A 22090-nucleotide genomic window follows, 5' to 3' on the forward strand; every position below is an offset into this window, starting at 1 on the left:
ACCCGGTCGCTGAATTTGCAGCGACCCCCGAAGATTAGGCAGGCATCTTCCGAGGGGCAACCCTAAAACGCTGTCGGAAATTTCTGGCTGGACCTCAATGCCTGGATGGATCGGGTGCCAGCTGAGGTAATGGTTACCACCAAGAACCGTTTTACTGATCGAGCGGTCGCTTCCCTGTGTGGCGCGGGCCGATGATGCTGAGCTGGCGCAATGGGCGGCGCGTATCCGTTCGATTGCCTGGCGCCAAACCAAATGTGGGAGCTGGCTTGCCTGCGATGGCCATAGGTATCTACACAACTCTGTGGGTTGTAACAGCAAACGGTAACCACGATGCGAAGCGAGGCGCTCTTGATCTTGATCTGCTTGTGATCTTGATCTCAGGCGCCCCGTTAAACCACGCTGGCCGGAATTCGACAGGGATTTGGGGGGTAAACCGGCAGGGATGCCGGTTTAGCCGCCCCGCGCCATGGATGGCGCGTGGCGGCGGCCCCCCAAATCACTGGCGGATTACGGGCACACCGAGCCTAGGCGAGGTGCCGAGTGGTGGGGCAAGAGCGTTTTGCTTACTTTTGACTGGGCCGGCATTCCGGCTTTTCAAAAGTGAGCCGCTGTCAGAGCGGAACCCTAGGTGGCCGTTACCTACATAACGGATATGTACTCAGTCTGATCCTAAATCCCGGTAGGCTGTCAGGCCGTCTTCGCGAGCAAGCCCGCACACAGGTTGATCGCGGGGTGCCAGGTAGATGGGCGCCGGCTGTCAGGCCGTCACGGAAGCAAGCTCCCCCGCCACAGGTCCGGCGTCGCACCAAAGTTGTGTAGATACCTATGGCTATCGCAAGCCAGCTCCCACATTTTTAATGCGTTCGCCTGATGAATCAGCGGCGGCTGCTGACTTCGGCCGGCACGTCATCGCCGGCCATGCGTTTGCGGAACAGGGCGGTTCGCGCCAACAGCAGTGTGGTGACCGGCACGGTGATCGCCAGCAAAATCGGAATCAACCAGCCGTGCAACACCGGCCCGGATTTGAGCACCGAAAAGTAGATGATCGACGCCAACGCCACGCTCCACGCCCCCAACGTCGAGGCCAGTGCCGGTGGGTGCATGCGTTGGAAAAACGCCTTCATCCGCAGCAAGCCAATCGCGCCGATCAAGGCAAACGCGCTGCTGAGCAGCAGCAACGCCGCCACGATAATTTCAACCCATAACGGCATCATTCAATCACCTCGCCACGCAGCAGGAATTTGGCCAGGGCGAACGAGCCGACGAAGCCGAACAGCGCGATCAATAGCGCCGCTTCAAAGTAAGTGTCACTGGCATAGCGGATACCCAGGGTCAGCATCATCAGCATCGCCAGGATGTACAGGTAGTCCAGCGCCAGTACCCGGTCCTGGGCCGAGGGGCCTTTGAACAGGCGCACCAGGGTCAGCACCATGGCCAGGGAAAACAGGAACAGGCTGAACAGGATCGCATTGGCGAGCAGGGCGCTCATTCGAAGATCTCCATCAGGGGCCGTTCGTAGGCGTGCTTGAATTGCTGGATAAACGAGGCCTCGTCATCCAGGTCGAAGACGTGCAGCAGCAGGATGCTACGGTCCAGGGCCAGTTCCGACCACACGGTGCCGGGGGTCACGCTGGTGATCATCGCCAGCACGGCCAGGCCGTTGGCGTCGCGCAGGTCCAGGGGGATCTTGATAAAGCGCGAGCGCGGTGGGCGTGAGCCGCAGGTGAGTACGCCCCAGGCCACGTGAAGGTTGGAGATGATCACGTCGAGGCCGACCCGGAAAAACAGACGGATGATCACCCCAGGGCGGCGGATGCGGATCGGCAGCGGGCGCAACGGCGCCATCATCAGCGGCGCAAGAAAGCCCAGCAGTGCGCCCAGCAGCAGGTTGCCGGGGCTGATCGACAGGTTCAGCACCAGCCACAACACCCACAACGCCAACGACAACCAGGGAGCAGGGAACAGACGCTTCATGGTTGCACCTCCAGGGCGGCGGCCTTGGCTTCAGGGCTGGGCACTGGCCGGGTCGCGAGCACTGCCATCACGTAGTGTTCCGGGTTGTTCAGGCTGTCGGCGGTGGCCTGGGTGTAGCGCATCAGCGCCTCGGCCTTGAAGGTCAGCGCGATGCTCAACCCCAGCAGCAGAAAGATCGGTACACACTCGTAGCGGCGCAGCAGCGGTGATGGGCGTTCTTCCGGGGTCCAGAAGCGCTGGATGCCGAGGCGGGCGAACGCGATGAGCGAGGCCAGGCCAGAGAGAATCAGCAGCGCCACCAGGCCCCAGGCCGCCGGGCGGATTGACTCATCCACGGCGTTGCCCAGGCCCAGTGGGTTGATCAGCGCGCTCAACAGGCTGAGCTTGCCGATAAACCCGGACAGCGGTGGCATGCCGATAATCAGCAGCGCACAGGCGATAAAGCTCAAACCGAGAAAGGCCATGGTCCAGGGGATGACCTGGCCGATCACCGCTTTCTGCTCATCGTCCAGGTTCACGCCGGGACGCGGGTGCAGGGATTCCATGGCTTTGGGCAGCGCATCGATCTCCTCATCCAGTGGCAGGTCGTTGGCCGAGCGCGAGCGTTCGATCAATTCAGCCAGCAGGAACAGCGCACTCAGTGCCAGGGTGGAGCTGACCAGATAGAACAACGCTCCTGCGGTCAGACTCGGCTGGGCAAACCCGACCGCCGACAGCAGGATCCCGGCCGACACGAGGATGCTCAGGCTGGCCATGCGCTCCAGGCGCTGCGCCGCCACCATCGCCAGTGCCGCGCAAATGATGGTCGCCATGCCGCCGTACACCAGCCAGTCGCCGCCAAACAGCGCCGAGGCGCCGGCCTGGCCGGAGAACAGCAGGGTCCACAGGCGCAGCACGGTGTACACGCCGACCTTGGTCATGATCGCGAACATCGCCGCCACCGGCGCGCTGGCCGAGGAGTAGGCGGGCGCCAGCCAGAAGTTCAGCGGCCACATGCCGGCCTTGGCCAGGAACGCCGTCGCCAGGATCGCCGCACCGGCATGCAACAGGCCGCGATCGGCCTCCGGCACCAGCGGGATCTTCAATGCCAGGTCAGCGAAGTTCAGCGTACCGGTGACGCCGTAGATCATCGCCGCGCCAATCAGGAACAGCGACGACGCCAGCAGGTTGATCGCAATGTAATGCAGCCCCGACGACACTCGCGCACGGCCGGAACCGTGCAGCATCAAACCGTAAGAGGCCGCCAGTAGCACCTCGAAGAACACGAACAGGTTGAACAGGTCGGCGGTGAGGAAGGCGCCATACAGCCCCATCAGTTGGATCTGGAACAGGGCATGGAAGCTGGTGCCCGCACGGTCCCAGCGGGCCATGGCGAACAGCAGCGCGCTGACGCCGATCACCCCGGTAAGCACCAGCATCATCGCCGACAGTTGGTCCACCACCAGCACGATGCCGAACGGCACCTGCCAGTTGCCCGGCAAGTACACGCCAATGGAGCCGGGGCCGCCCTGTTGCGTCCAGTACAACAGCAGCACGGCAACGCCCAGGCCGACGATGCTGGAGCACAGATTGATCTGGGCTTTGAGCGGGCGGCGTTTCTCGCCCAGCATCAGCATCAGCCCGGCGGTGAGCAGCGGCAGCAGGATCGGCGCGACGATCAGTTGATTCATCCAAGTCATTCCTTGGGCTCCCGGCCGTCCACATGGTCAGTGCCGGTCAGGCCCCGGGATGCCAGCAGCACCACCAGGAACAACGCTGTCATGGCGAAGCTGATGACGATGGCCGTGAGCACCAGGGCCTGGGGCAGTGGGTCGGTGTAGTTGAGCAGGTCTTGGGGCACGCCGTCCTTGATGATCGGCTCCTTGCCGATAAACAGGCTGCCCATGCTGAAGATGAACAGGTTGACGCCGTAAGACAGCAGGCACAAACCCATCACCACCTGGAACGTCCGAGGCCGCAAGATCAACCAGACGCCGGAGGCCGCCAGGACCCCAATGGCTATTGCGATGACTTCTTCCATCAGGCGGCTCCTTCGGTTGCAGCAACCACTTTGGGCTGGTTGCTCGGTTTATGCGCGCGCACCGACTGGTGGCCGAGGGCGGTAAGCATCAACAGGGTCGAGCCCACGACCATGGCGTACACGCCGACGTCAAAGAACAGCGCACTGGCGATATGGATGTCCCCCAGTAGCGGCAGGCTGAAATGCCAGGTATGTGTGGTGAGGAACGGGTACCCGGCGAACAGCGCACCCAGCCCGGTCAAGGTCGCCGACAGCAGGCCGAAGCCCATCCAGCGCATCGGCCGCAGGCTCATCTGCGCCTCGACCCACTGCGTACCGGCGACCATGTATTGCAGGATAAACGCCACCGACATCACCAGCCCGGCGACGAAACCACCACCCGGTTGATTGTGGCCACGCATGAACAGGTAGAACGACACCACCAGCGCAATCGGCAGCAGCAGGCGCACCAGCACCGCCGGCACCATCATAAAGCCCAGGGCGGTGTCGCTGGCCTGGCGTGGGTTGACCAGATCGGTCGCCACGTCCGGCGCCAGTTGGCGCTGTTGGGGCGGCAACTCCATGCTTTCCTTGGACGGGCGGAAGCGGCGCAGCAGGGCGTAAACCGTCAACGCCACAGCGCCGAGTACAGTGATTTCGCCCAGGGTGTCGAAGCCCCGGAAGTCCACCAGCATCACATTCACCACATTGCTGCCGCCGCCTTCGGGCAGGGCACGGCTGAGGTAAAACGAGGAGATATCGTTGGGCGTCTGGCGGGTCAGCATCGCGTAGGACAACAGCGCCATGCCGCCGCCGACTGCGGTGGACAGCAGCAAGTCACGCAGGCGGCGGATACGCGCCTTGCGCAGCGAACTGGGCAGTGGCGAGACTTCTTCGATCCGCCGTGGCAGCCAGCGCAGGCCCAGCAGGATCAGCACGGTGGTGACCACTTCCACCACCAGTTGGGTGAGGGCCAGGTCCGGTGCCGAGAACCATACGAAGGTCACGCAGGTCATTAGGCCGCACACGCTGACCATGGTCAGGGCCGCCAGCCGGTGATACTTGGCTTGCCAGGCGGCACCCAGTGCGCAGGCAATCGCCAGCAACCACAGGGTGACGAAGACGATGGAGCCCGGGATTTTCGGGCGGTCGCCCCAACTGAGGCCACTGTTGAGCATCGGGATCATCGCGCCGATCACCGCCAGCAGCACCAACAGGAACAACTGGGTTTGCAGGCGCTTGGTGCTGATGCGCTTCTCGATCCGGCGCACGCCGCGCATCATCACCACCAGGCAGCGCTCGAAACCGCGCTTGCCGTTGAAGTAGCCGATCAGCGGTGGGTATTCGAAGCGGCCACGCTTGAGTTGCTTGCGCAGCAGCAGGTACAGCACCACGCCGCCGGTCATCGCGACCAGGCTCATGATCATTGGCGCATTCCAGCCGTGCCAGATCGCCAGGCTATATTCGGGCAAGGTACCGCCCACCACCGGCAGGGCGGCCGCGGCAAGGATCGAGCCGACCACCTGGGCCGGGAAAATCCCCACCAGCAGGCAGGTGAACACCAACAGCTCAACCGGTGCGCGCATCCAGCGCGGCGGCTCGTGGGGCGTGTGCGGCAAGTCGGTGGCGGGCGGGCCGAAGAACACATCGACGGTAAAGCGCAGGGCATAGGCCACGCTGAATGTGCCGGCAATGGTCGCGATCAGCGGCAGGGCGATTTCCACCCATTGGGTCGACGAGATAAACACGGTTTCGGCAAAGAACATCTCTTTGGACAGGAAACCATTGAGCAACGGCACCCCGGCCATGGACGCACTGGCGACCATCGCCAGGGTCGCGGTAAACGGGATCAGGCGCACCAGCCCACTGAGCTTGCGGATATCCCGCGTGCCGCTTTCGTGGTCGATGATGCCCGCGGCCATGAACAGCGAAGCTTTGAAGGTGGCGTGGTTGAGAATATGGAAGACGGCGGCAACAGCGGCCAGTGGGCTGTTAAGACCCAGCAGCAGGGTGATCAGCCCGAGGTGGCTGATGGTGGAATAGGCCAGCAGGCCCTTGAGATCGTTTTGAAACATGGCGCAGTAAGCGCCGAGGAGGAGAGTGAGGGCGCCGGCACCGCCGACGATCCAGAACCATTCTTCGCTGCCGGACAGCGATGGCCACAGGCGGGCCAGCAGGAACACGCCGGCCTTCACCATCGTCGCCGAATGCAGATAAGCCGAAACCGGCGTCGGTGCCGCCATGGCGTGGGGCAGCCAGAAATGAAAGGGGAACTGCGCGCTTTTGCTCAAGGCGCCGATCAGCACCAAGGCGAGCATGACCGGGTACAGCGAATGCGCGCGAATCTGATCGCCCGCCGCCAGCACCTGGTCCAGATCATAGCTGCCGACGATATGCCCCAGCAGCATTACACCCGCCAACAGGCACAAGCCACCTGCGCCGGTGACCATCAGCGCCATGTACGCACCACGGCGCGCATCGGCACGGTGGTGCCAATAGCCGATCAGCAGGAACGAGAACAGGCTGGTCAGTTCCCAGAAGAATACGATCTGGATCAGGTTGCCGGAGATCACCAGGCCCAGCATGGCGCCCATGAACGCCAGGAAAAACGCAAAGAAACGCGGCACCGGGTCGTCCGGTGACATGTAGTAGCGCGCATACAGCGACACCAGCGTGCCGATGCCCAGCACCAGCATCGAGAACAGCCAGGCGAACCCATCCATGCGCAACACGAAGTTCAGCCCCAGGCTGGGCAACCACATGAATTCTTCGCGGATCACGCCACCGTGGGCGATCTGGGGGTAGAGCAGGGCGACTTGAATAGTACCGACCAGTGCCACAAGGCCGGCCAACAGGGATTCGGTGTTACGTGCGTTATGCGGCAGCAAGGCCGCCAGACAGCTGCCGATAAAAGGCAGAAGCAGTAGAACTATCAGGGACATAGGCTTCTAATCTGCGGGAGTTTGGGATGCATCATACGTGCCGCTTTCACGATCACCAAACGCCAAGATGTGGCAGGATCCTACAAGGTAGGCTGAAACTTCCCATTTGGCACTGTTTGGACCTGCCCTTGAATTGAAATGCTGACCTCTGTGGGAGCCGTTATCTGCAGCGAGGCCGTACCTGTGGCGAGGGAGCTTGCTCCCGTGACGGCCTGCCAACCGCCACCCATCTCCCTGACACCCCACAATCCAACTGTGGGAGCTGGCTTGCCTGCGATGGCGGCCTAACAGCCGACACCCATCTCCCTGGCACCCCGCGGTCAAACTGTGGGAGCGGGCTTGCTCGCGAAGGCGTCCTAACAGTCAACACAGTTGGACCGGGTACATATCCGTTATTTAGGTAACGGCCACTTAGGGTTCCGCCCTGACGGCGGCTCACTTTTGAGAAGCGCAAAAGTAAGCAAAACGCTCTTGCCCCACCACTCGGCACCTCGCTTGGGCTCGGTGTGCCCGAACACAGGCTTGAATCCGTGGGCCGCCGCCACGCGCCATCCATGGCGCGGGGCGGCTAACCCGGCGTCCTGCCGGGTTACCCACGAATTCAAGACTGCGTTCGGCCAGCGTGGTTTAACGGGGCGCCTGAGATCAAGATCACAAGCAGATCAAGAGCAAGATCAAGAGCGGCTCGCTTCGCATCGTGGTTACCGTTGATCGCAAGCTACCCCTGCTGCTCCTCCTCCAACGCCTCTGCCGACTCAACGGCCTTCTGCCCCTTCGTCTTCAATTCACTCACAATCACCGCCACCACAATCAGCACCGCCCCCAACATCGCAATCGGTGGGAACCGCTCCCCGGCGATTCGCCCAACAACGCCTGCCCACACGGGCTCACCGGCATAAATCAACGTCGCCCGGGTTGGCGAAACACTTTGCTGGGCCCAGTTCATCGCCACCTGGATCACCGCACTGGTCAAGCCCAGGCCCACGGCACTGAACAGCAGCAGCCAGGAAAAGCCCGGCAACGCCTCGCCCATGGGCACCACCATCATGAACGACAGCACCGAGGCGGTGGCCAGTTGCACCACGGTCACCCGGCGAATATCCACCTGGCCGGCAAATGCGCTGATCAAGATGATCTCGGCCGCTATTGCCACTGCACCGACCAGCGTGGCGATTTCACCTGGGCTGAAGTTCAACGAAGCCCCCGCCGGGCCGGTCAACAGCATCAACCCGGCAAACGCCAGCATGATGCCGATGCTGGGCATCAACCCGGGGCGACGGCCCAATACCAGCCACTGCAACAGCGGCACGAAGGGTACATACAAGGCGGTGATAAACGCCGACTGGCTGCTCAAGATGGTTTGCAGGCCAATGGTCTGCAAGCCATAGCTGAACATGATCGCCACCCCGATAAACACCCCGGCCTTCAATTCGAACAGGGTCAGGTCGCGCAGGGTGCGCAAGGAAAAGAGCCCCACCACGATCGTCGCCGCCGCGAAGCGCAGGCCGACAAAGAACATTGGCCCGCTGACGGCCATGGCGTGCTGCACCAGCAAAAAGGTGCCGCCCCAGATCATGGTGATCACCACCAGGATGCATTCGGCTTTACTGAAACGGTTGAAACGCGAAGGGGAGTTCGGGGCGGTCATGGCGGCTCGGTCTTGCAAGGGGAAAGCACGGACCGCACAATGCGCCGCACGCTGGGCAGTATACTGCGCACACCTACCTATTGAGCAATATAGTGCACAAAGAAAATCCGCAACGGGCCTCGGTCCTGCAGCACGTCAGCCAGAACGTTCGTCGTCTGCGCCATGCCGCCGACTTGAGCCAGACCGCGCTCTCGGAAAAATCCGGGGTCAGCCGGCGCATGCTGGTGGCGATTGAAGCGGGGGAGAAGAACGTCAGCTTGTCGACCCTGGACCGTGTCGCCGAAGCGCTGGACGTGGCGTTCAGTGACCTGATCCAGGCGCCGGATGTGCGCGATCATAGCCGTATCAACGAGTTGGCCTGGGCGGGCGAGATTGTCGGCAGTAAGGCGGTGCTGCTGGCCAAGGCCACGGCACGGCGTGAGGTCGAATTATGGGAGTGGCGGCTTGAGCCCGGTGATCGCTATTGCCCGGACCCTGACTTGGAAGGGTGGAGCGAACAACTGTTTGTGTTCGAGGGCAGCCTGACGCTGGTGATAGGTGATCAGGAAAATGTTATCGAAGCAGGAGAGTTCTTTATGTTCGCCAGCCACCAGCCCCATGCTTATCGCAATGATGGGGACGCGGCGGTGCGATTTGTTCGAAATGTGGTGATTTGAACAACACTCAGGGGTGAACCGGCATGAGTCAATCAACCCGCAATGCTGATGTACTGATCATCGGTGGCGGCCTGAGCGGTACGATGCTGGCCGTGCAACTGCTGCGCCTACCGGGCACGCGGCGCATCCTGATAGTCGAACCTCGCGCTGAACTGGGGCGCGGCGAAGCCTACAGCGCAGTCGAATTGGGCCATACGCTGAACGGCAATGCCGCCCGCATGAGCGTTGACCCAGACAATGCCGACGACCTCACTCAGTGGCTCACCGACTACCTCAGCGCCGGGGGATGGCCCGAGTCGTATCAACAGCATGTGCCCATCAGCGAACTGTTCCCGCCGCGGGGGATTTTTGGCCTGTACGCCCAGCAGCGCTTGGCGCAAGCCAAGGCGCGGTCCACATCGACCGTCGAGCACATCCGTGCCGAAGCGGTGGACCTTCAAGTCGACGCAACCTCAGCGTTATTGACTCTCGATACTGGCGAGCAACTGCGCGGCGCCTGTGCGGTAGTGGCCACCGGCATGTTCCCAGCGGCACGCACCCCGCAAACCGAATCCACAGGTTTGAACGCTGCTGCGCTGGATCCTTGGGATGTCCGCGCAATGACCCAATTGGACCCCCAATCGACGGTGCTGATCATCGGCTCGGGCCTGACCATGGTCGATGCCGTGGTCTCCCTGGAACAGGCCGGGCATCGCGGGCCTATCGAGGTTTTTTCGCGCCACGGCTTGTTGCCCCATGTACGCCGGCAACCGCCGAGCTGGGACGACTTCCTCGCCGCCGACCACAGCCTGGGCAGCCCCCGACAATTGCTGCGCGAGGTGCGACGCCAGTGCCAGCTCGCGCTGGAGCAAGGCATCGACTGGCAGGCACCGCTGGACACGGTGCGCGTGCATATAGCACGCCTGTGGAGCCAGGCCACTGAGGCTCAGAAACGCCAGTTTGTGCGGCATGTGCGTCCCTGGTGGGAAAGCCACCATCACCGTTCGCCGCCAATGAGTGCGCAATTGGTGGAGCGCTTGCAGGGGGAAGGGCGGTTGCGGATTCATGCGGCGTCGTTCAAGGGCTTGGTGCCGTCGCAAGAGGGGGTTGCCATTGCGCTGCGCTACCGGGGTGAAGAGATGATCAATCAGGTCGTAGGCGCTGCGCTGATCAATTCCAGCGGCATCGAATACGACTGGCGGCGGGTGGCCCGGCCTTTGCCGCAGCAATTGCTCAAGCGCGGGTTGGTCCAGCCTGGGCCATTGGCGCTGGGGATCGCGGCGGATGCAACGGGGGCGGTGCTGGATGCTCGCGGCCAGGTCAGCCCGCGACTGTTCGCCATGGGGCCGCCGTTGCGGGGGATGTGGTGGGAAAGTACGGCGGTGACCGATGTGGCGCTGCAGGCCAAGGCGCTGGCCGCCAGGATTACGACAGCTATCTAACGGATGCCACAGGGCCAGATGTAGGAGCTGGCTTGCCTGCGAAGAGCCTGAGGGCACCGCGTTTGTTCAGGAAGCACGCGTTATCGTTGACGTTTTTCGCGAGCAAGCTCGCTCCTACAGTTAGGGCATACCCGGGATCGAGTGTCAGTGACTGACTTCCCCGACCCTCACAAACCCCGCCTCTAGCCCAAACACCTCAACCCCCTGCGGCGTCGATTGCCCAGTGATCACTTTTACCCGCTGCACCGGCTGATCCATTGCCGCCCGATACGCCACGGTCATATCCGCCTGGATCGCCTGGCTGGGAATCACGATTGCCTGGTCATTGTTGTAGGTGACGATGGTCAAGCGCGCACTCATGCCCAGGCGCACCCGTTGCAACTGCTGTGGCGTCAGCTTGGGGATCGACAAGGTCACCGGAAACTGCGCGCTGCCCTGGCTGTCGCTGGCGATGGCCAAGCCGCTGACCACGCTGACCGACCCGGTCAGCCGCTCGCCGTCAAAGCCATCGCCCATCACTTCTACGGCCTGGCCCTGACGTAACTGGTTGATATCCAGCTCTGAGACCTTGGCGACGATTTTCAACTGTTCGATATTGGCCAGGCCGAACAGCACCTGGCCCTGGCTGACCTTGCTGCCGGCCTGCACCGGCGCGTTGTTGTTGCCGCCACCTTGAGCCGTGTTGGTGCTGCCGGGGGCCGGTACCACGATGCCGGAGAAGGGCGCCTTGACCTCCTTGCCTTCGAGCAGTGTTTGCAAGGCTTCGTACTTCACTGTGGCATTGGTCAGCTCCATCTCTGCGATCTGCCGGTATTCGCCCTGGCCCTGGTCCAGGGCTTGTTGCAGCTCACTGCGCGCCGCCGCCAGGTCCAGTTGCTGTTGCTGGGTTTGTTGCTTGAGGTCGTCCAGTTCGTTGCGGGGGATGATGCCGCGCTTGAACAGGTTTTCGCTCTCGGTGAGTTTGCGCTGGGTGTTGCCCGCGGTCATTTCAGCGGTGCGTAAACTGCGACGGGCGCGGCTGACGGTGGGGCTGCTGCCCCAGTCCTGCATTTCCTGCACGGTGCGCCGGGCCTTGAGTTGCGCGGAGAGGGCGTCGCGCAGTTGCACTTCCAGCGTCGCTGGGTCCATGCGCAACAGGACCTGGCCGGCTTCGACGCGCTGGCCTTGTTCGACCAGGTTAGCCAGCACATTGCCGTCGAACGGTGCCGTCAGGGTGACGGTGGTCTGCGGCTCGATCTTGCCCACCAGGCCGATCTGGTGCACCAGCGGGTCGGGCTTGACGGCCAGCCACTGCTCGGCCGTGCTCGCTGGCTCGGCGCCGCCGCGTTGGCTGAGCAGGCTGACTGCCGCGCCGGCCAGCAACAGGATCAAGGCAACGGCCATCAGCAATTTTTTATTAGTAGTCATTGAGGGCGATTTCCCAACTTTCCAGCGTCATGCCCAGGGTCAGATCGAGCTGGGTCTGGGCGTTCAAATAAGCGATCAGCGCATTGAGCTGGGCATTTTCGGCGTTGCGCAGGTCGGTCTCGAAGCTCAGCACCTGGAAGTTGGTGGAGCGCCCGGCGCTGAGTTTTTCCCGCTCGATCTCGATCTTGCGCCGCGACAACTCCACGGCACGCTTGGATATTTCATATTGGCGCCAGCGGGTGCCGAGGTCACGCACCACATTGTTGACGTTGCGCTCCAGTTCCTGGCGGGCGTCGGTGATGCGGATTTCCTGATCCTCCACATTTACCCGCGCGCGCACTTCGGCCTGGCGCGTGCTGATATCGCCAATGGGGATCTGCACTTGCACCCCGGCGTAACTGTCCCAGGTGCGGTTATTGTTATGGCCGTCGTCGTTATCGGTGGCGGCGCGTATCTGGTTGGCGCCGGCCACCAGGTCCACCTGCCAGCGCCCGGAATCCTTGGCGATCACCAGGTTTAGGTCGGCCTGCTGGCTGCCGAGTAGCGCGGCGAGGTATTCCGGTTGCTGGTTTTGCGCGAGGTTGAAGGCCTGGCGTTTGTCGATCTCCATGGGGCTGGCTTCCAGGGCCTCGGTGGCGCGCGCCGGTGTCGACAGGTCCAGGGCCAGCAGGCGCAGCAACGCCAGGCGGCTGGTGTCGAGTTGGTTGCGGGCTTCTTCCACGCCCAATTGCTGGGTGGCGATATCGGCTTCGGTCTGCACGATCTCGAACTCGGCCATGCGCCCGGCGCTGATCAGCGCTTTGTTCACCTCCAGCAAGGTCGTGGAGCGCTTGAGGGCTTCCTGCACGATCACCAGTTGTTCCTGGGCGCGCAGCAACTCGCGGTAAGTGGCGATGATCTGGCTGATGGTCTGCGCCACGGTGGCCTTGAGGTTCAGGCGGTTGGCCTGCTCGGCCAGGCGCGACAGGCGCAGCGGTGCGGTGGTGGCATCCCAGCCGGCCCCGCGCATCAGCGGTTGGATGATCGCCAGGTCCAGGCCGTCGCTGCGGTAGCGGCCGGCGCGGTTGGCGTTGTTCAACTGCTGGGTCCAGGCCATGCTCAAGCGCGTGCCGTATTCACCCAGCAGGCTGCTGCTCGGCGCGACGTTGGCGTTGCGCGCATTGTCTTGGGAGCCGCGGGTGCTGCGGTAATAGCTGTTGAGGGTGAGCTTGGGGTTGAACACGTCTTCGGCCACGCGCAGGTCGAACTTCTGCGCCACCCGTTGCAGGTAGGCGCTGCGGATCGCCGGGTTATTGCGCAGGCCCAGGTACACCGCGTCGCCCAGGGTCATGGTGGTGGCCTGGGCATTCAGCGAGACGCTACGCTCGTAGCCGCTGCGGGTGGTACTGGGTGCCTGGGGGGTGATGACCACGTCGGCGGCCATGCCCGACAGGCTGATCAGCATCAGCAGTAGCAGGTACTTATTCATCGCGCAGGGCCTCGACCGGCTGCAAGCGTGAGGCCGACACCGCCGGGTAAATGCCAAAAAACAAACCCACCAGCAACGTACTGCCAACGCCCAGGGGCAGGGCAGCCACTGCCAAGGCAAAGGCCCAGCCCGACAGCCACGCATACAGCCAGGCAGCGGTCATGCCCAGCACCGCGCCGCACAGCGCACCCACGGCGGTGAGGGTGACCGCTTCGAGCAAAAACAGGTTGCGGATATCCCGCTGGCGCGCGCCCAGGGCCATGCGGATGCCGATCTCACGGCGGCGTTCCGAGACGTTCATCAGCATCACGTTCATCACCCCCACACCGCCGCCCACCAGGGAGATCGCGCCGAGGGCCAGCAGCAGGTAGGCGAAGGTGCGGCTTTGGCGAGTCATGCCATCGATCATTTGCTGGGGCACCGTGATGTCGACGTCATGATCAGTGAGCTGGGGTTGCAACGCGGCGACGGTGTCCCTGGCGATGCGTTCCATGTCTTGCCCAGGCGTTGCGCGGATGATCAGGTTGTTGATCTGCGGGGTGGCGTAGATGCGGCGCATGCCTTCGGCGGGAATAAACAGCGATTCGTTGGCCTGCACCGGCATCAGCATGGCCCGGGGTTGGTTGTGCAGGATGCCCACCACCAGAAACAGGTAGTCGTTGATACGTACACGGTCGCCCAGTTGCAGCGGGTCGCCCGGCGTGCCGAGGGCCTGGGCGAGTTGGTCGCCGATCACCCCGTAGGTTTCGTTGGCATCGAAGGGTGACAGGAAGCGCCCCTCACGCAGCGCCAGGCGCATGGCGTCCTGGATCCCCGCAGTACTGCCGACAAAGCTGGCATTGGTAGTGCGCCCATGAAAAACGATGGGCCCGCTGAACAGGCTGAGCGCGCCGATATGGGCAATGCCTGGCACTGCGTGGCGCACCGCGTCGAGGTCCAGCTGTGTGCGCATCGGCTCGTTGCTGCTGCCCTTGGGCGGGAACTGGGCGATGAGGGTGTCGGTGCCCATGTCCTTGAAAATCATCGCCGCATCTACCGCCGCGTTGTGGCCGATATTGATCAACGCCACCACGGAGGAGCTGCCGATGACGATCCCTAGGAGCGCCAGGATCGAACGCTTGCCCAGGGTGCGCAGGCTGATAAAGGCTTCGTGCAGCAACTGGCTGAGGCTCTGCTCGACCCGCAGGCTCATGGGCGCCCGGCCTCATGCACCACACCATTGCGCACCAGGATCTTGCGCTCCAGGCGCTCGGCAATGTGGGGGTCGTGGGTGACGATGATCAGCGTCACCTGTTGTTCACGGTTGAGGTTCAACAGCAGGTCCATGATTTCCTGGGCGGTGGTGCTGTCGAGGTTGCCGGTGGGTTCGTCGGCCAGAATTACCGAGGGGTTGCCGACCAGGGCGCGGGCAATGGCCACACGCTGGCGCTGGCCGCCGGAGAGGTCGGCAGGGCGGTGATGGGCGCGTTCGCCGAGGCCGACCTGTGCGAGCATGCGCTGGGCATGTTCCACCGATTCATGCCGCGACACGCCGCGATAACTCAAGGGCAATGCGACGTTGTCCAGGGCGCTCAGGCGGGGCAGCAGGTTGAAACTCTGGAACACGAAGCCGATCTGCTGGTTGCGGATCGCCGCCAGCTCATCGGGAGTGGCGTTGAAAATATCGTGGCCGGCAAAGTGGTATTGGCCGCAGTTGGGCAGGTCCAGCAGGCCGAGGATGTTGAGCAGGGTGCTTTTGCCAGAGCCAGAGGCCCCGAGGATGCCGCAGCTGTCACCGCGGGCGATGGACAGGCACACATCATTGAGAATGCTCAATTCTTGCCCGGCGAGCTGATAGCGCTTGCCGATGCCTTGCAGGGAAATCAAGCCGGGTTGCGCGGGGGTCTGTGTCATCATGACTACGCCTGCAGTCTCGACGGTATCGCCTTGCCCCCGGAAACCCTTTGTAACAAGTTCGGAAGCTGCCTGTACGCGTCACGGACTGGTTTTATTTCTTGTTTTTAAAATATTGTTTGAATAGTAACTGCCTTCCTCACGCTTCGCCAGCCGTCGAGGTAGAGCGGTTTTACCGGTTGATACGATTTTCTCGCTGGGTGTGAGAGGCAGTTAAAAAACCTACGATTTGCCTCAAAAGCCCGAATATACGGGCTTTGCAAGATATGGCGGAGTGTCACTACTTGCTTTCGACGGGCTGCCCCGGTATAAAAAATCAAATTATTTTTTAAAACAATATTTCCGCCGTGGAACCCATATGGTCGCGAAGAAACTCAGCGCTCCAAACGTTACCAAGACTCGACTGCTGGATGCGACAGAGGCTCTCTTCATCAAGTACGGCTATGACGCCGTGTTGTTACGGCAGATCACCGAACGTGCCCAGGTCAACCTGGCGGCGGTGAACTACCACTTCGGGGATAAGGACTCCCTGATGAAAACCCTGCTAATGCAACGCCTGGAGCCGCTCAACGAGCAGCGCCTGGAACTGCTGGCGCGCTGTGAAGCCGAATCCGACGGCCCGCTGGATTGCGACACGCTCCTGGGCGTGCTGTTTGCCCCGGCCATGGGCCTGGAGCGCAGCGACCCGGCCAGCGGGGAAGGGCGCTCGTTCATCCGCTTCCTGGGCCGGGTCTACAGCGACACCTCGCCGTTCATTCAGGAATACCTCAAGGTGCATTACCAGCCGGTGTTCCAGCGTTTCTTCGAAGCCTTCGCCCTGGCCTTGCCGGATCTGCCGCGTAACGAACTGGGGGTACGCCTGCAATTTGCCCTCAAGGCCATTTCCGGGGTGATGGCCGGCACCGAACTGCGCCTGCTGATGAACTCCATGAGCCTGGGCCGCCCGGCCACGGATGCCGAGGTGATGGCCAAGCTGATCACGCTGGTGTCGGCAGCGATTCGGGTGCCGCAGCAGAGTGCCGAGGCTGAAACGGCGTTGGCCAAGGTGCTGGAAACCCAGCGCGCCATTCGCGAACAGGCCACACGCTGAAACCCATCCCCAAACCCCTGTAGGAGCGAGCTTGCTCGCGAAAAACGCAATGACGCCGCGGTTAACCAGAATGCCCGCGTTATCGTTGATGTTCTTCGCGAGCAAGCTCGCTCCTACAGGGTGAGGCCGTTTCCTGACCAAAACCCAGGCAAAAAAAAGCCCGCTGGGGCGGCGGGCTTGATATGCAACGTTTGTAACGGATGAGGCTTCACACTACGGCTTGGCTTGTGAATAAAACGTGAAAAATATGTAAGAAGACGTGTGAATTTGCTTTACGGCTTACATGCATGTGAACGAGCAGGGTTATTACCGCTGGTCAGAACTGTCAATTCTCACAGGTGACGGGTTGTAGTTGAGGGGGCTTTTATTCCTACAGCGATCCCCGCTCAGGAGAAAAAAGATGCCGACCAAGCCTGCGAGTAAAAAAAATAGCGTTGCAGCCAGCCCCAGCCCCAAGAAAAAATCTGCCGGCACGCATAAAACGACGGCCGCAGAACAGCCGTCGGTTTCCGTCCTTCCTGTAGCGAATAAAAAAAAGACCCCGCCGAAAAAAAAAGCATCGCTGCCTAAAGGCCCGGCACAACCCACAGTCGTTCAAGATCTCGACTCCCCCTACCCTGTGCCCAACCAAGTCATTCCGGTTCTGGGAGCGGCCTACGGGATTGGTTATCGTCATATCAAAGATGGTTTGACCTATGTCTTTGAGCGTTGGTCCAACTGTAAAGAGGGCGATACATATCATATATGGATGAACGGGATACACATGCAAGAGGGTAAAGTTAATTCCGTCAATAAAGATGATCCACGTTTTTTTCTGGTAATTCCCAGAACGACCCTGCTGCACTATTTTGTCAATAATGTATATGGAGAAGTCATCCGGGGCGGCCCGGGAACACCAAGTACTTCAGTACCGCAACGTATTCTGATACTGCACACGTTGCCCGGTGGGGATGGCAATTGCGACGGTTCCTACCACCGTGGATTGACGTTTACGCTCTCCGATGTCTATGTCGACTCCGTGGTTGCGGCTCTAGGTGTGACATGCACCATCCACAAGTGGGTGAACATGCGGGTCAATGACCTGGTTATGTTCTACTGGGGAGAGCACCGCTATGAGTTACCCCCTTTGCGTAATGATCAAGTCGGTTCCGACCTTACGTTCGCTATCGATCCTACTTTTTTAAATGAAGCGGGCAGCGGCCATTTTGTCGTGCAGTTCTATTTGTACGACGAGGTCTTGGATGTGTCTGGACCTTGCCACCGATGGAGCAAGCCGATTCCTGTCGACGTTGACCTTAACCTGACGTTGCTGGATGAGCCTGAGATTGTCGAGGCGGATGCGGCAACACTGCTCTTGGAAGCTGATGAGTTACATGGTCAACCTGCCACAGGTTCAGTACTGATTCGCAGAAATGATCCGAACTTTATCAGGGGGGATTTCCTTATTTGGAAGGTGGAAGGCAACACGGTGGATGGCGAGAATGTTTCCTATGGGTTTCGCTTGGAAGTTGAACTGGCGAATTACAACGACATTGCAATTCCCAACGCGTTTATCCGTTCTCTGATCCAAAGCACCTTGAAGATCTCCTATGTTCGTGAACGAGGCATGCTGGCATCCAGATCAACCATCTATGCGGTCGCTGGAGTCCTTTATACCTTGCCTCAGCCAGAGGTCGTCCAGGCGCATGGTCCATTTGTGGAGCCGGACTTGCCATACATCACTGCGGCAATGCCTGACTACACCCCACCCGGTAATGCAGGGGATAGCCTGCGAGTCAATATTATGGGGGATAACAAGGATGGCAGTGTCGAGCACGAATTCAGCGATCGCGCCGCCGGAACTCATCCCCGTTTCCGGGACTTCCTGAACGCCGTCTATGCACGATTCGAAGGATTGCTTCGTACCCGCGTCTATTATGGTGTCACGGGGCCAGTAAACATACGCGAGTCCGAACGTCGATATATCCAGATCGGGCGTCCGGCGCGCAGTTTAATCGCGCCACTTATTCAGGAGGCAGACGCCACCAACAATGTTAATCCGGACAGCATCGGCAGCGTCGCGACGTTTGAGGCCCGTGCAGAGTTCAGGGCCGGCGATGAAGTTATTATCAAATTCGTGGGATCGGTAACGGGAACAATCTCATCCTCTTATGTACTGGCTGTGAATTCCAACCCTTTTCTTGCTGATATTCCTAAACAGCTGATAGACGGCAATAAAAATGGCACGCTCACTATCAGTTATGTGCGCAGGCGGTTTGCCGTGGATGAGTTGTCCGAAGAGGCGACCTATACCATTGGCAGGGCATTGGGCTTGCTGTCCCTGCCCGAGGTCCTTGAGGCGACAACAGGGCCGGATGAACTCGACCCGTGGCTGGTAGTAAATACCGGAGCCACAGTACGTTGCCGCTATGATGAACCCAAGGACGGCGATACCGTCGAAGTCTGTTGGCTAGGGCTGGTCGGCGGCGGCGTACACTTTGAAGTCAAGGATGCGCAAAGCGGAGATGCTTATGTCGATGTGATCGTTCCGCCGGAAGCGATTGGCTTCAGTATTCATCCGTCTGGGCGTGATATCGACGTATCGTTTAAGGTGGTGCGTAATGGTTTTCCCACAGACTCACCAACCCTCACCTTGAACTTGCTGACCTTGAGCCATGTGCCTGGCGCAACGATTGATAGCATCGGCGAAAGCGCCGTTCTCGAAATACCCAAGTTACAAGACCTTGACCAGACCCGTGTGCTTCCCTGGCCATACATTGCACTTAAACAGAAGATGTATAAACGCTACATCGGAACCTTTAACAATGGTGACGCCTATTACGAGGAGACATTTGCAGGTCGTGATGTCTCATTCAACGATGTGAACGATGGACCCGCGTCTTACACGCCTGTTGGCAGATTGCGCAATCTGCAAGAGTGGACGCCCTTAGCCATTGAATTTGGTGTGACGTTTAATCACAGTAGCAACGCTGGTGACATTGTATGGTTCGAGACTCGCCATTATATGGTTCAGACCGAGTCCAATGTCTTCCCTCATCCGCAAATCAGGTATTCTTCTCCTCCGGACGGGCCTGAAGTTATTATCAGTCCCATCACCGTTGAAAATAAATGTCAGGTGTTGGTGACCTACCCGAACATGAACCAAGGGGGAGAGGATCTGATTACGCTGTATTTGATCGACTCACAGGGAACATCGATTGAAGTGGGTACGCTGCCTGGGCTTGACGGCGGCACGGTGACGTTCAATATCAGCAATGAGCTGGTTGGGGCGGCAATTAATACTACAATCCAGTTTCAGTATGAGGTGATATTGGGGCGTGGTGGTCAAGGCTCTTCGGAAGTTCAGATAGTGCATGTCCAGGCGATCCCTCTGGGCAGTCTGCCAAGAGCCTTTATCAATAATATTGGCAATGGAGGCAGCATAAATCCTGCCAGTCTGACTGGTAATGCTGTGTTGAGGATGGGCAAGTGGCCGTATAGTCAGGAAGGCCATATTGCCTGGTTAATAGTGTCTGCCCCAGGAGCGAGCACGCAGGAATTGCTGGTAGCGCACAGCGTTACCGCTAGTGAGGCTGCCAATGGCTTTATAAACCTCACGGTGTTGCGCAGTTGGCTGATGTCTGTGCCAAATAATGGAACCGTTACTATAACGCCGCATGTGAACTTCAATAAGCAGAATGATAAGCCAAAAGCGGTGGCCTTCCCGCAGACGCAGTACCGAATCATGCATACTACAGCATTGGTGTTCAATCAGGTGACGGTGTATTTGAACAGGAAAACGTACCTAATAGACGGATATCCAAATGTTTTGCCAGCTTTTGGTGCGGGTAATCAGGTCCAATATATGGCATCCGGCGGAACTCCTCCGTATATCTATTCTACCTCCAATGCCAATGTCGCCAATGTCACTAGCAATTCAGGATTAGTCACCGTGCGAGGTAATGGCACTGCATATATCAGCGTGCGTGACTCGTCATTCCCCGCACAGACGCGAAGTTACGCAGTTGTTGTCAGTAATGTGGTTCGCTGCCTTGATTTGGGTAATGGTACTGTTCCCACAAATCGGTCGGTCGCTGCCAACGCTGGCAGGCGCCTGCCCAGCCTGACAGAGGCTCGAGAAATTCATGCGGCGTATGGCGCTCGTTGGCCGATAGGGGGCGGCTACTTTGATTGCACGTCGACGTTCTCCCATTCTGAATGGTTTAGTAATTACTACTATGTAATCAACGTCAAAAACGGTGATACAGGGACAGCCAAGGATCACTTTCTTGGTGGTTACAGCAATGCTATCGGGCTGCTCTGAACAGGACTTGTTGTCATGAAATAGTAACGGGAGGGCTCACGATGAAGCTCTCCCGTACTTATTCACTGAGTTGCGTTAGCTTCAGATGCGCCAGCCTGCTGAGGTCGTCGCAAGCCGCTCGCGCATTCCCTCCACATTCTGCGCCAACTGCACTGTCAATAATCGATACCCATCCAGAGCGCTGTAAACCGGTTCACCCAGCGTGGACTCACGGGCAGTGGTGTGTCCGCTACGCTCCAACCGCTCCGTCACCCCCGACTTCAACGCTCGAGCCATCCCCACCAACTGCACCCGAATCTGCCGATGCTCGGCCTTCAACATCACCCGCATCCTTGCCGTGGCTTGCTCATCGCGCGGGTCCGGCCGGGTATTGCCCAGAATCTCCAGAGTGCTGATGCACATACGTAAGTGACGCTGGATCGCGTCCAGTTCAGTCATGGAAATCCGCACTTCCTTGGACACCGAAGGCATCAGCGAACGCAGCTGCACCATTGCCCCGTTCAAGCGGTTGAGCAGCTTGAGGTGTTCATCGTCGGTTACCGATTGCCCATTGATGATCCGGCTATAAATCTGCGCGCAATCTCGCAGGGCGCTGGCCAGGTTGTAGCGCCACGAGTACACGGCGTACAACGGCAAGGCAAAGGAAAACGCCAGGGCCAGCACGATGCCGATCAGGATGTCGACGGTGCGCCACAGGCCATCGGAGATCGGGTTGTCGCCGTGGCCGGCGACGATAAATACGGTGATCGCCGACAGCAGCGCGATGTAACCGCCCTTGCCGATGGCGTGATAGGAAAAGAACCCACATACCACTGACATCAACAGGTAGGTGAGCAACGGCAGGCCGAAGTACGCCTGTTGCACCACCAGCAGCAAGCCGACGCTGGCGCCGATCAAGGTGCCGTAGGCGCGCTCGACGGCTTTCTTGCCAATATTGCCGTGGTGCTGCAACCCGCCGATGACGATCAGCATGGTCACCGAGGCCCATTCACCGTGGGGCAGGTTGAGGCCGGTGGTCAGCAGGATGGTTGCCAGCAAACCCACTGATACGCGCGCGGCGTGGATCAGCTTGGCATGGCGAAAGCGGCGGTAGGGGTCGAGCAAGGGGCGCAGCAGGCGCCGGGCAAAGAAGGGCAGGTTCATCAGCAGTAAAGTGGCCTCGATTATCTGAGTGCGCGCGATCAAATGTGGGAGCTGGCTTGCCTGCGATTGCATCACCGCGACCTGACTGAAAGACCGAGGTGCCGGCATCGCAGGCAAGCCAGCTCCCACACTGACCTGTCTGCACA

Annotated in this window: 16 protein-coding genes; 4 read left to right on the plus strand and 12 right to left on the minus strand. The window is 60.2% G+C overall.

The window, feature by feature from the left end:
• Positions 1-875: 875 nt before the first annotated feature.
• The 7 genes from CRN80_RS21055 to CRN80_RS21090 form a co-directional block, all read right to left on the minus strand.
• Positions 876-1214, minus strand: coding sequence for a Na+/H+ antiporter subunit G (locus CRN80_RS21055; RefSeq protein WP_098950967.1), 339 nt, complete (start codon positions 1212-1214; stop codon positions 876-878).
• Entirely contained in the window at positions 1211-1489 is a 279-nt protein-coding gene (locus tag CRN80_RS21060) for a K+/H+ antiporter subunit F (protein WP_003192168.1), read from the minus strand. The genes CRN80_RS21055 and CRN80_RS21060 overlap by 4 nt, the downstream gene beginning before the upstream one ends.
• Positions 1486-1974, minus strand: a complete 489-nt coding sequence (locus tag CRN80_RS21065) for a Na+/H+ antiporter subunit E (RefSeq protein ID WP_014718934.1) — start codon at positions 1972-1974, stop codon at positions 1486-1488. Before CRN80_RS21065 ends, CRN80_RS21060 begins: the two co-directional genes overlap by 4 nt.
• Complete coding sequence (locus CRN80_RS21070; RefSeq protein ID WP_032896621.1) at positions 1971-3653, minus strand: monovalent cation/H+ antiporter subunit D; 1683 nt, start codon at positions 3651-3653, stop codon at positions 1971-1973. The genes CRN80_RS21065 and CRN80_RS21070 overlap by 4 nt, the downstream gene beginning before the upstream one ends.
• Positions 3650-3994 carry a Na+/H+ antiporter subunit C gene (locus CRN80_RS21075; protein ID WP_003192163.1) on the minus strand — a complete coding sequence of 115 codons (345 nt, stop codon included), beginning with the start codon at positions 3992-3994 and terminating at the stop codon, positions 3650-3652. The genes CRN80_RS21070 and CRN80_RS21075 overlap by 4 nt, the downstream gene beginning before the upstream one ends.
• On the minus strand, positions 3994-6915 hold the full coding sequence (locus tag CRN80_RS21080; protein WP_098950968.1) for a monovalent cation/H+ antiporter subunit A: 2922 nt from the start codon (positions 6913-6915) through the stop codon (positions 3994-3996). The genes CRN80_RS21075 and CRN80_RS21080 overlap by 1 nt, the downstream gene beginning before the upstream one ends.
• A gap of 718 nt (positions 6916-7633) precedes the next feature.
• On the minus strand, positions 7634-8563 hold the full coding sequence (locus CRN80_RS21090) for a DMT family transporter (RefSeq protein WP_098950969.1): 930 nt from the start codon (positions 8561-8563) through the stop codon (positions 7634-7636).
• Positions 8564-8655: 92 nt separating this feature from the next.
• Between CRN80_RS21090 and CRN80_RS21095 the strand changes: the two genes are divergently transcribed.
• Both CRN80_RS21095 and CRN80_RS21100 read left to right on the plus strand, forming a co-directional pair.
• Positions 8656-9219, plus strand: a complete 564-nt coding sequence (locus tag CRN80_RS21095; protein WP_098950970.1) for a helix-turn-helix domain-containing protein — start codon at positions 8656-8658, stop codon at positions 9217-9219.
• 23 nt (positions 9220-9242) lie between these two features.
• Entirely contained in the window at positions 9243-10640 is a 1398-nt protein-coding gene (locus CRN80_RS21100; protein ID WP_098950971.1) for an FAD/NAD(P)-binding protein, read from the plus strand.
• Between the two features lie 144 nt (positions 10641-10784).
• Here CRN80_RS21100 and CRN80_RS21105 read toward each other — a convergent pair whose 3' ends face one another.
• From CRN80_RS21105 to CRN80_RS21120, 4 genes are read right to left on the minus strand one after another with little or no spacing between them, the layout of a single operon-like run.
• Complete coding sequence (locus CRN80_RS21105; RefSeq protein WP_098950972.1) at positions 10785-12047, minus strand: efflux RND transporter periplasmic adaptor subunit; 1263 nt, start codon at positions 12045-12047, stop codon at positions 10785-10787.
• Positions 12037-13515 (minus strand): TolC family protein, encoded by a 1479-nt coding sequence (locus tag CRN80_RS21110; protein WP_098950974.1) that lies wholly within the window; start codon positions 13513-13515, stop codon positions 12037-12039. The genes CRN80_RS21105 and CRN80_RS21110 overlap by 11 nt, the downstream gene beginning before the upstream one ends.
• Positions 13508-14707 (minus strand): ABC transporter permease, encoded by a 1200-nt coding sequence (locus tag CRN80_RS21115; protein ID WP_098950975.1) that lies wholly within the window; start codon positions 14705-14707, stop codon positions 13508-13510. Before CRN80_RS21115 ends, CRN80_RS21110 begins: the two co-directional genes overlap by 8 nt.
• Complete coding sequence (locus CRN80_RS21120) at positions 14704-15411, minus strand: ABC transporter ATP-binding protein (protein ID WP_098950977.1); 708 nt, start codon at positions 15409-15411, stop codon at positions 14704-14706. Before CRN80_RS21120 ends, CRN80_RS21115 begins: the two co-directional genes overlap by 4 nt.
• A 355-nt stretch (positions 15412-15766) precedes the next feature.
• Here CRN80_RS21120 and CRN80_RS21125 point away from each other — a divergent pair, with 355 nt between their 5' ends.
• Together CRN80_RS21125 and CRN80_RS21130 are read left to right on the plus strand one after the other, a co-directional pair.
• Complete coding sequence (locus CRN80_RS21125; protein ID WP_032880606.1) at positions 15767-16498, plus strand: TetR/AcrR family transcriptional regulator; 732 nt, start codon at positions 15767-15769, stop codon at positions 16496-16498.
• Between the two features lie 400 nt (positions 16499-16898).
• Complete coding sequence (locus CRN80_RS21130) at positions 16899-20801, plus strand: hypothetical protein (protein WP_098950978.1); 3903 nt, start codon at positions 16899-16901, stop codon at positions 20799-20801.
• A gap of 81 nt (positions 20802-20882) precedes the next feature.
• Here the strand turns inward: CRN80_RS21130 and CRN80_RS21135 are convergent, their stop codons facing one another.
• On the minus strand, positions 20883-21944 hold the full coding sequence (locus CRN80_RS21135; protein ID WP_098950979.1) for an FUSC family protein: 1062 nt from the start codon (positions 21942-21944) through the stop codon (positions 20883-20885).
• Positions 21945-22090 lie beyond the last annotated feature (146 nt).

Source organism: Pseudomonas sp. FDAARGOS_380 (genome assembly GCF_002591235.1).
In the GTDB taxonomy this organism is placed as follows: domain Bacteria; phylum Pseudomonadota; class Gammaproteobacteria; order Pseudomonadales; family Pseudomonadaceae; genus Aquipseudomonas; species Aquipseudomonas salmasensis.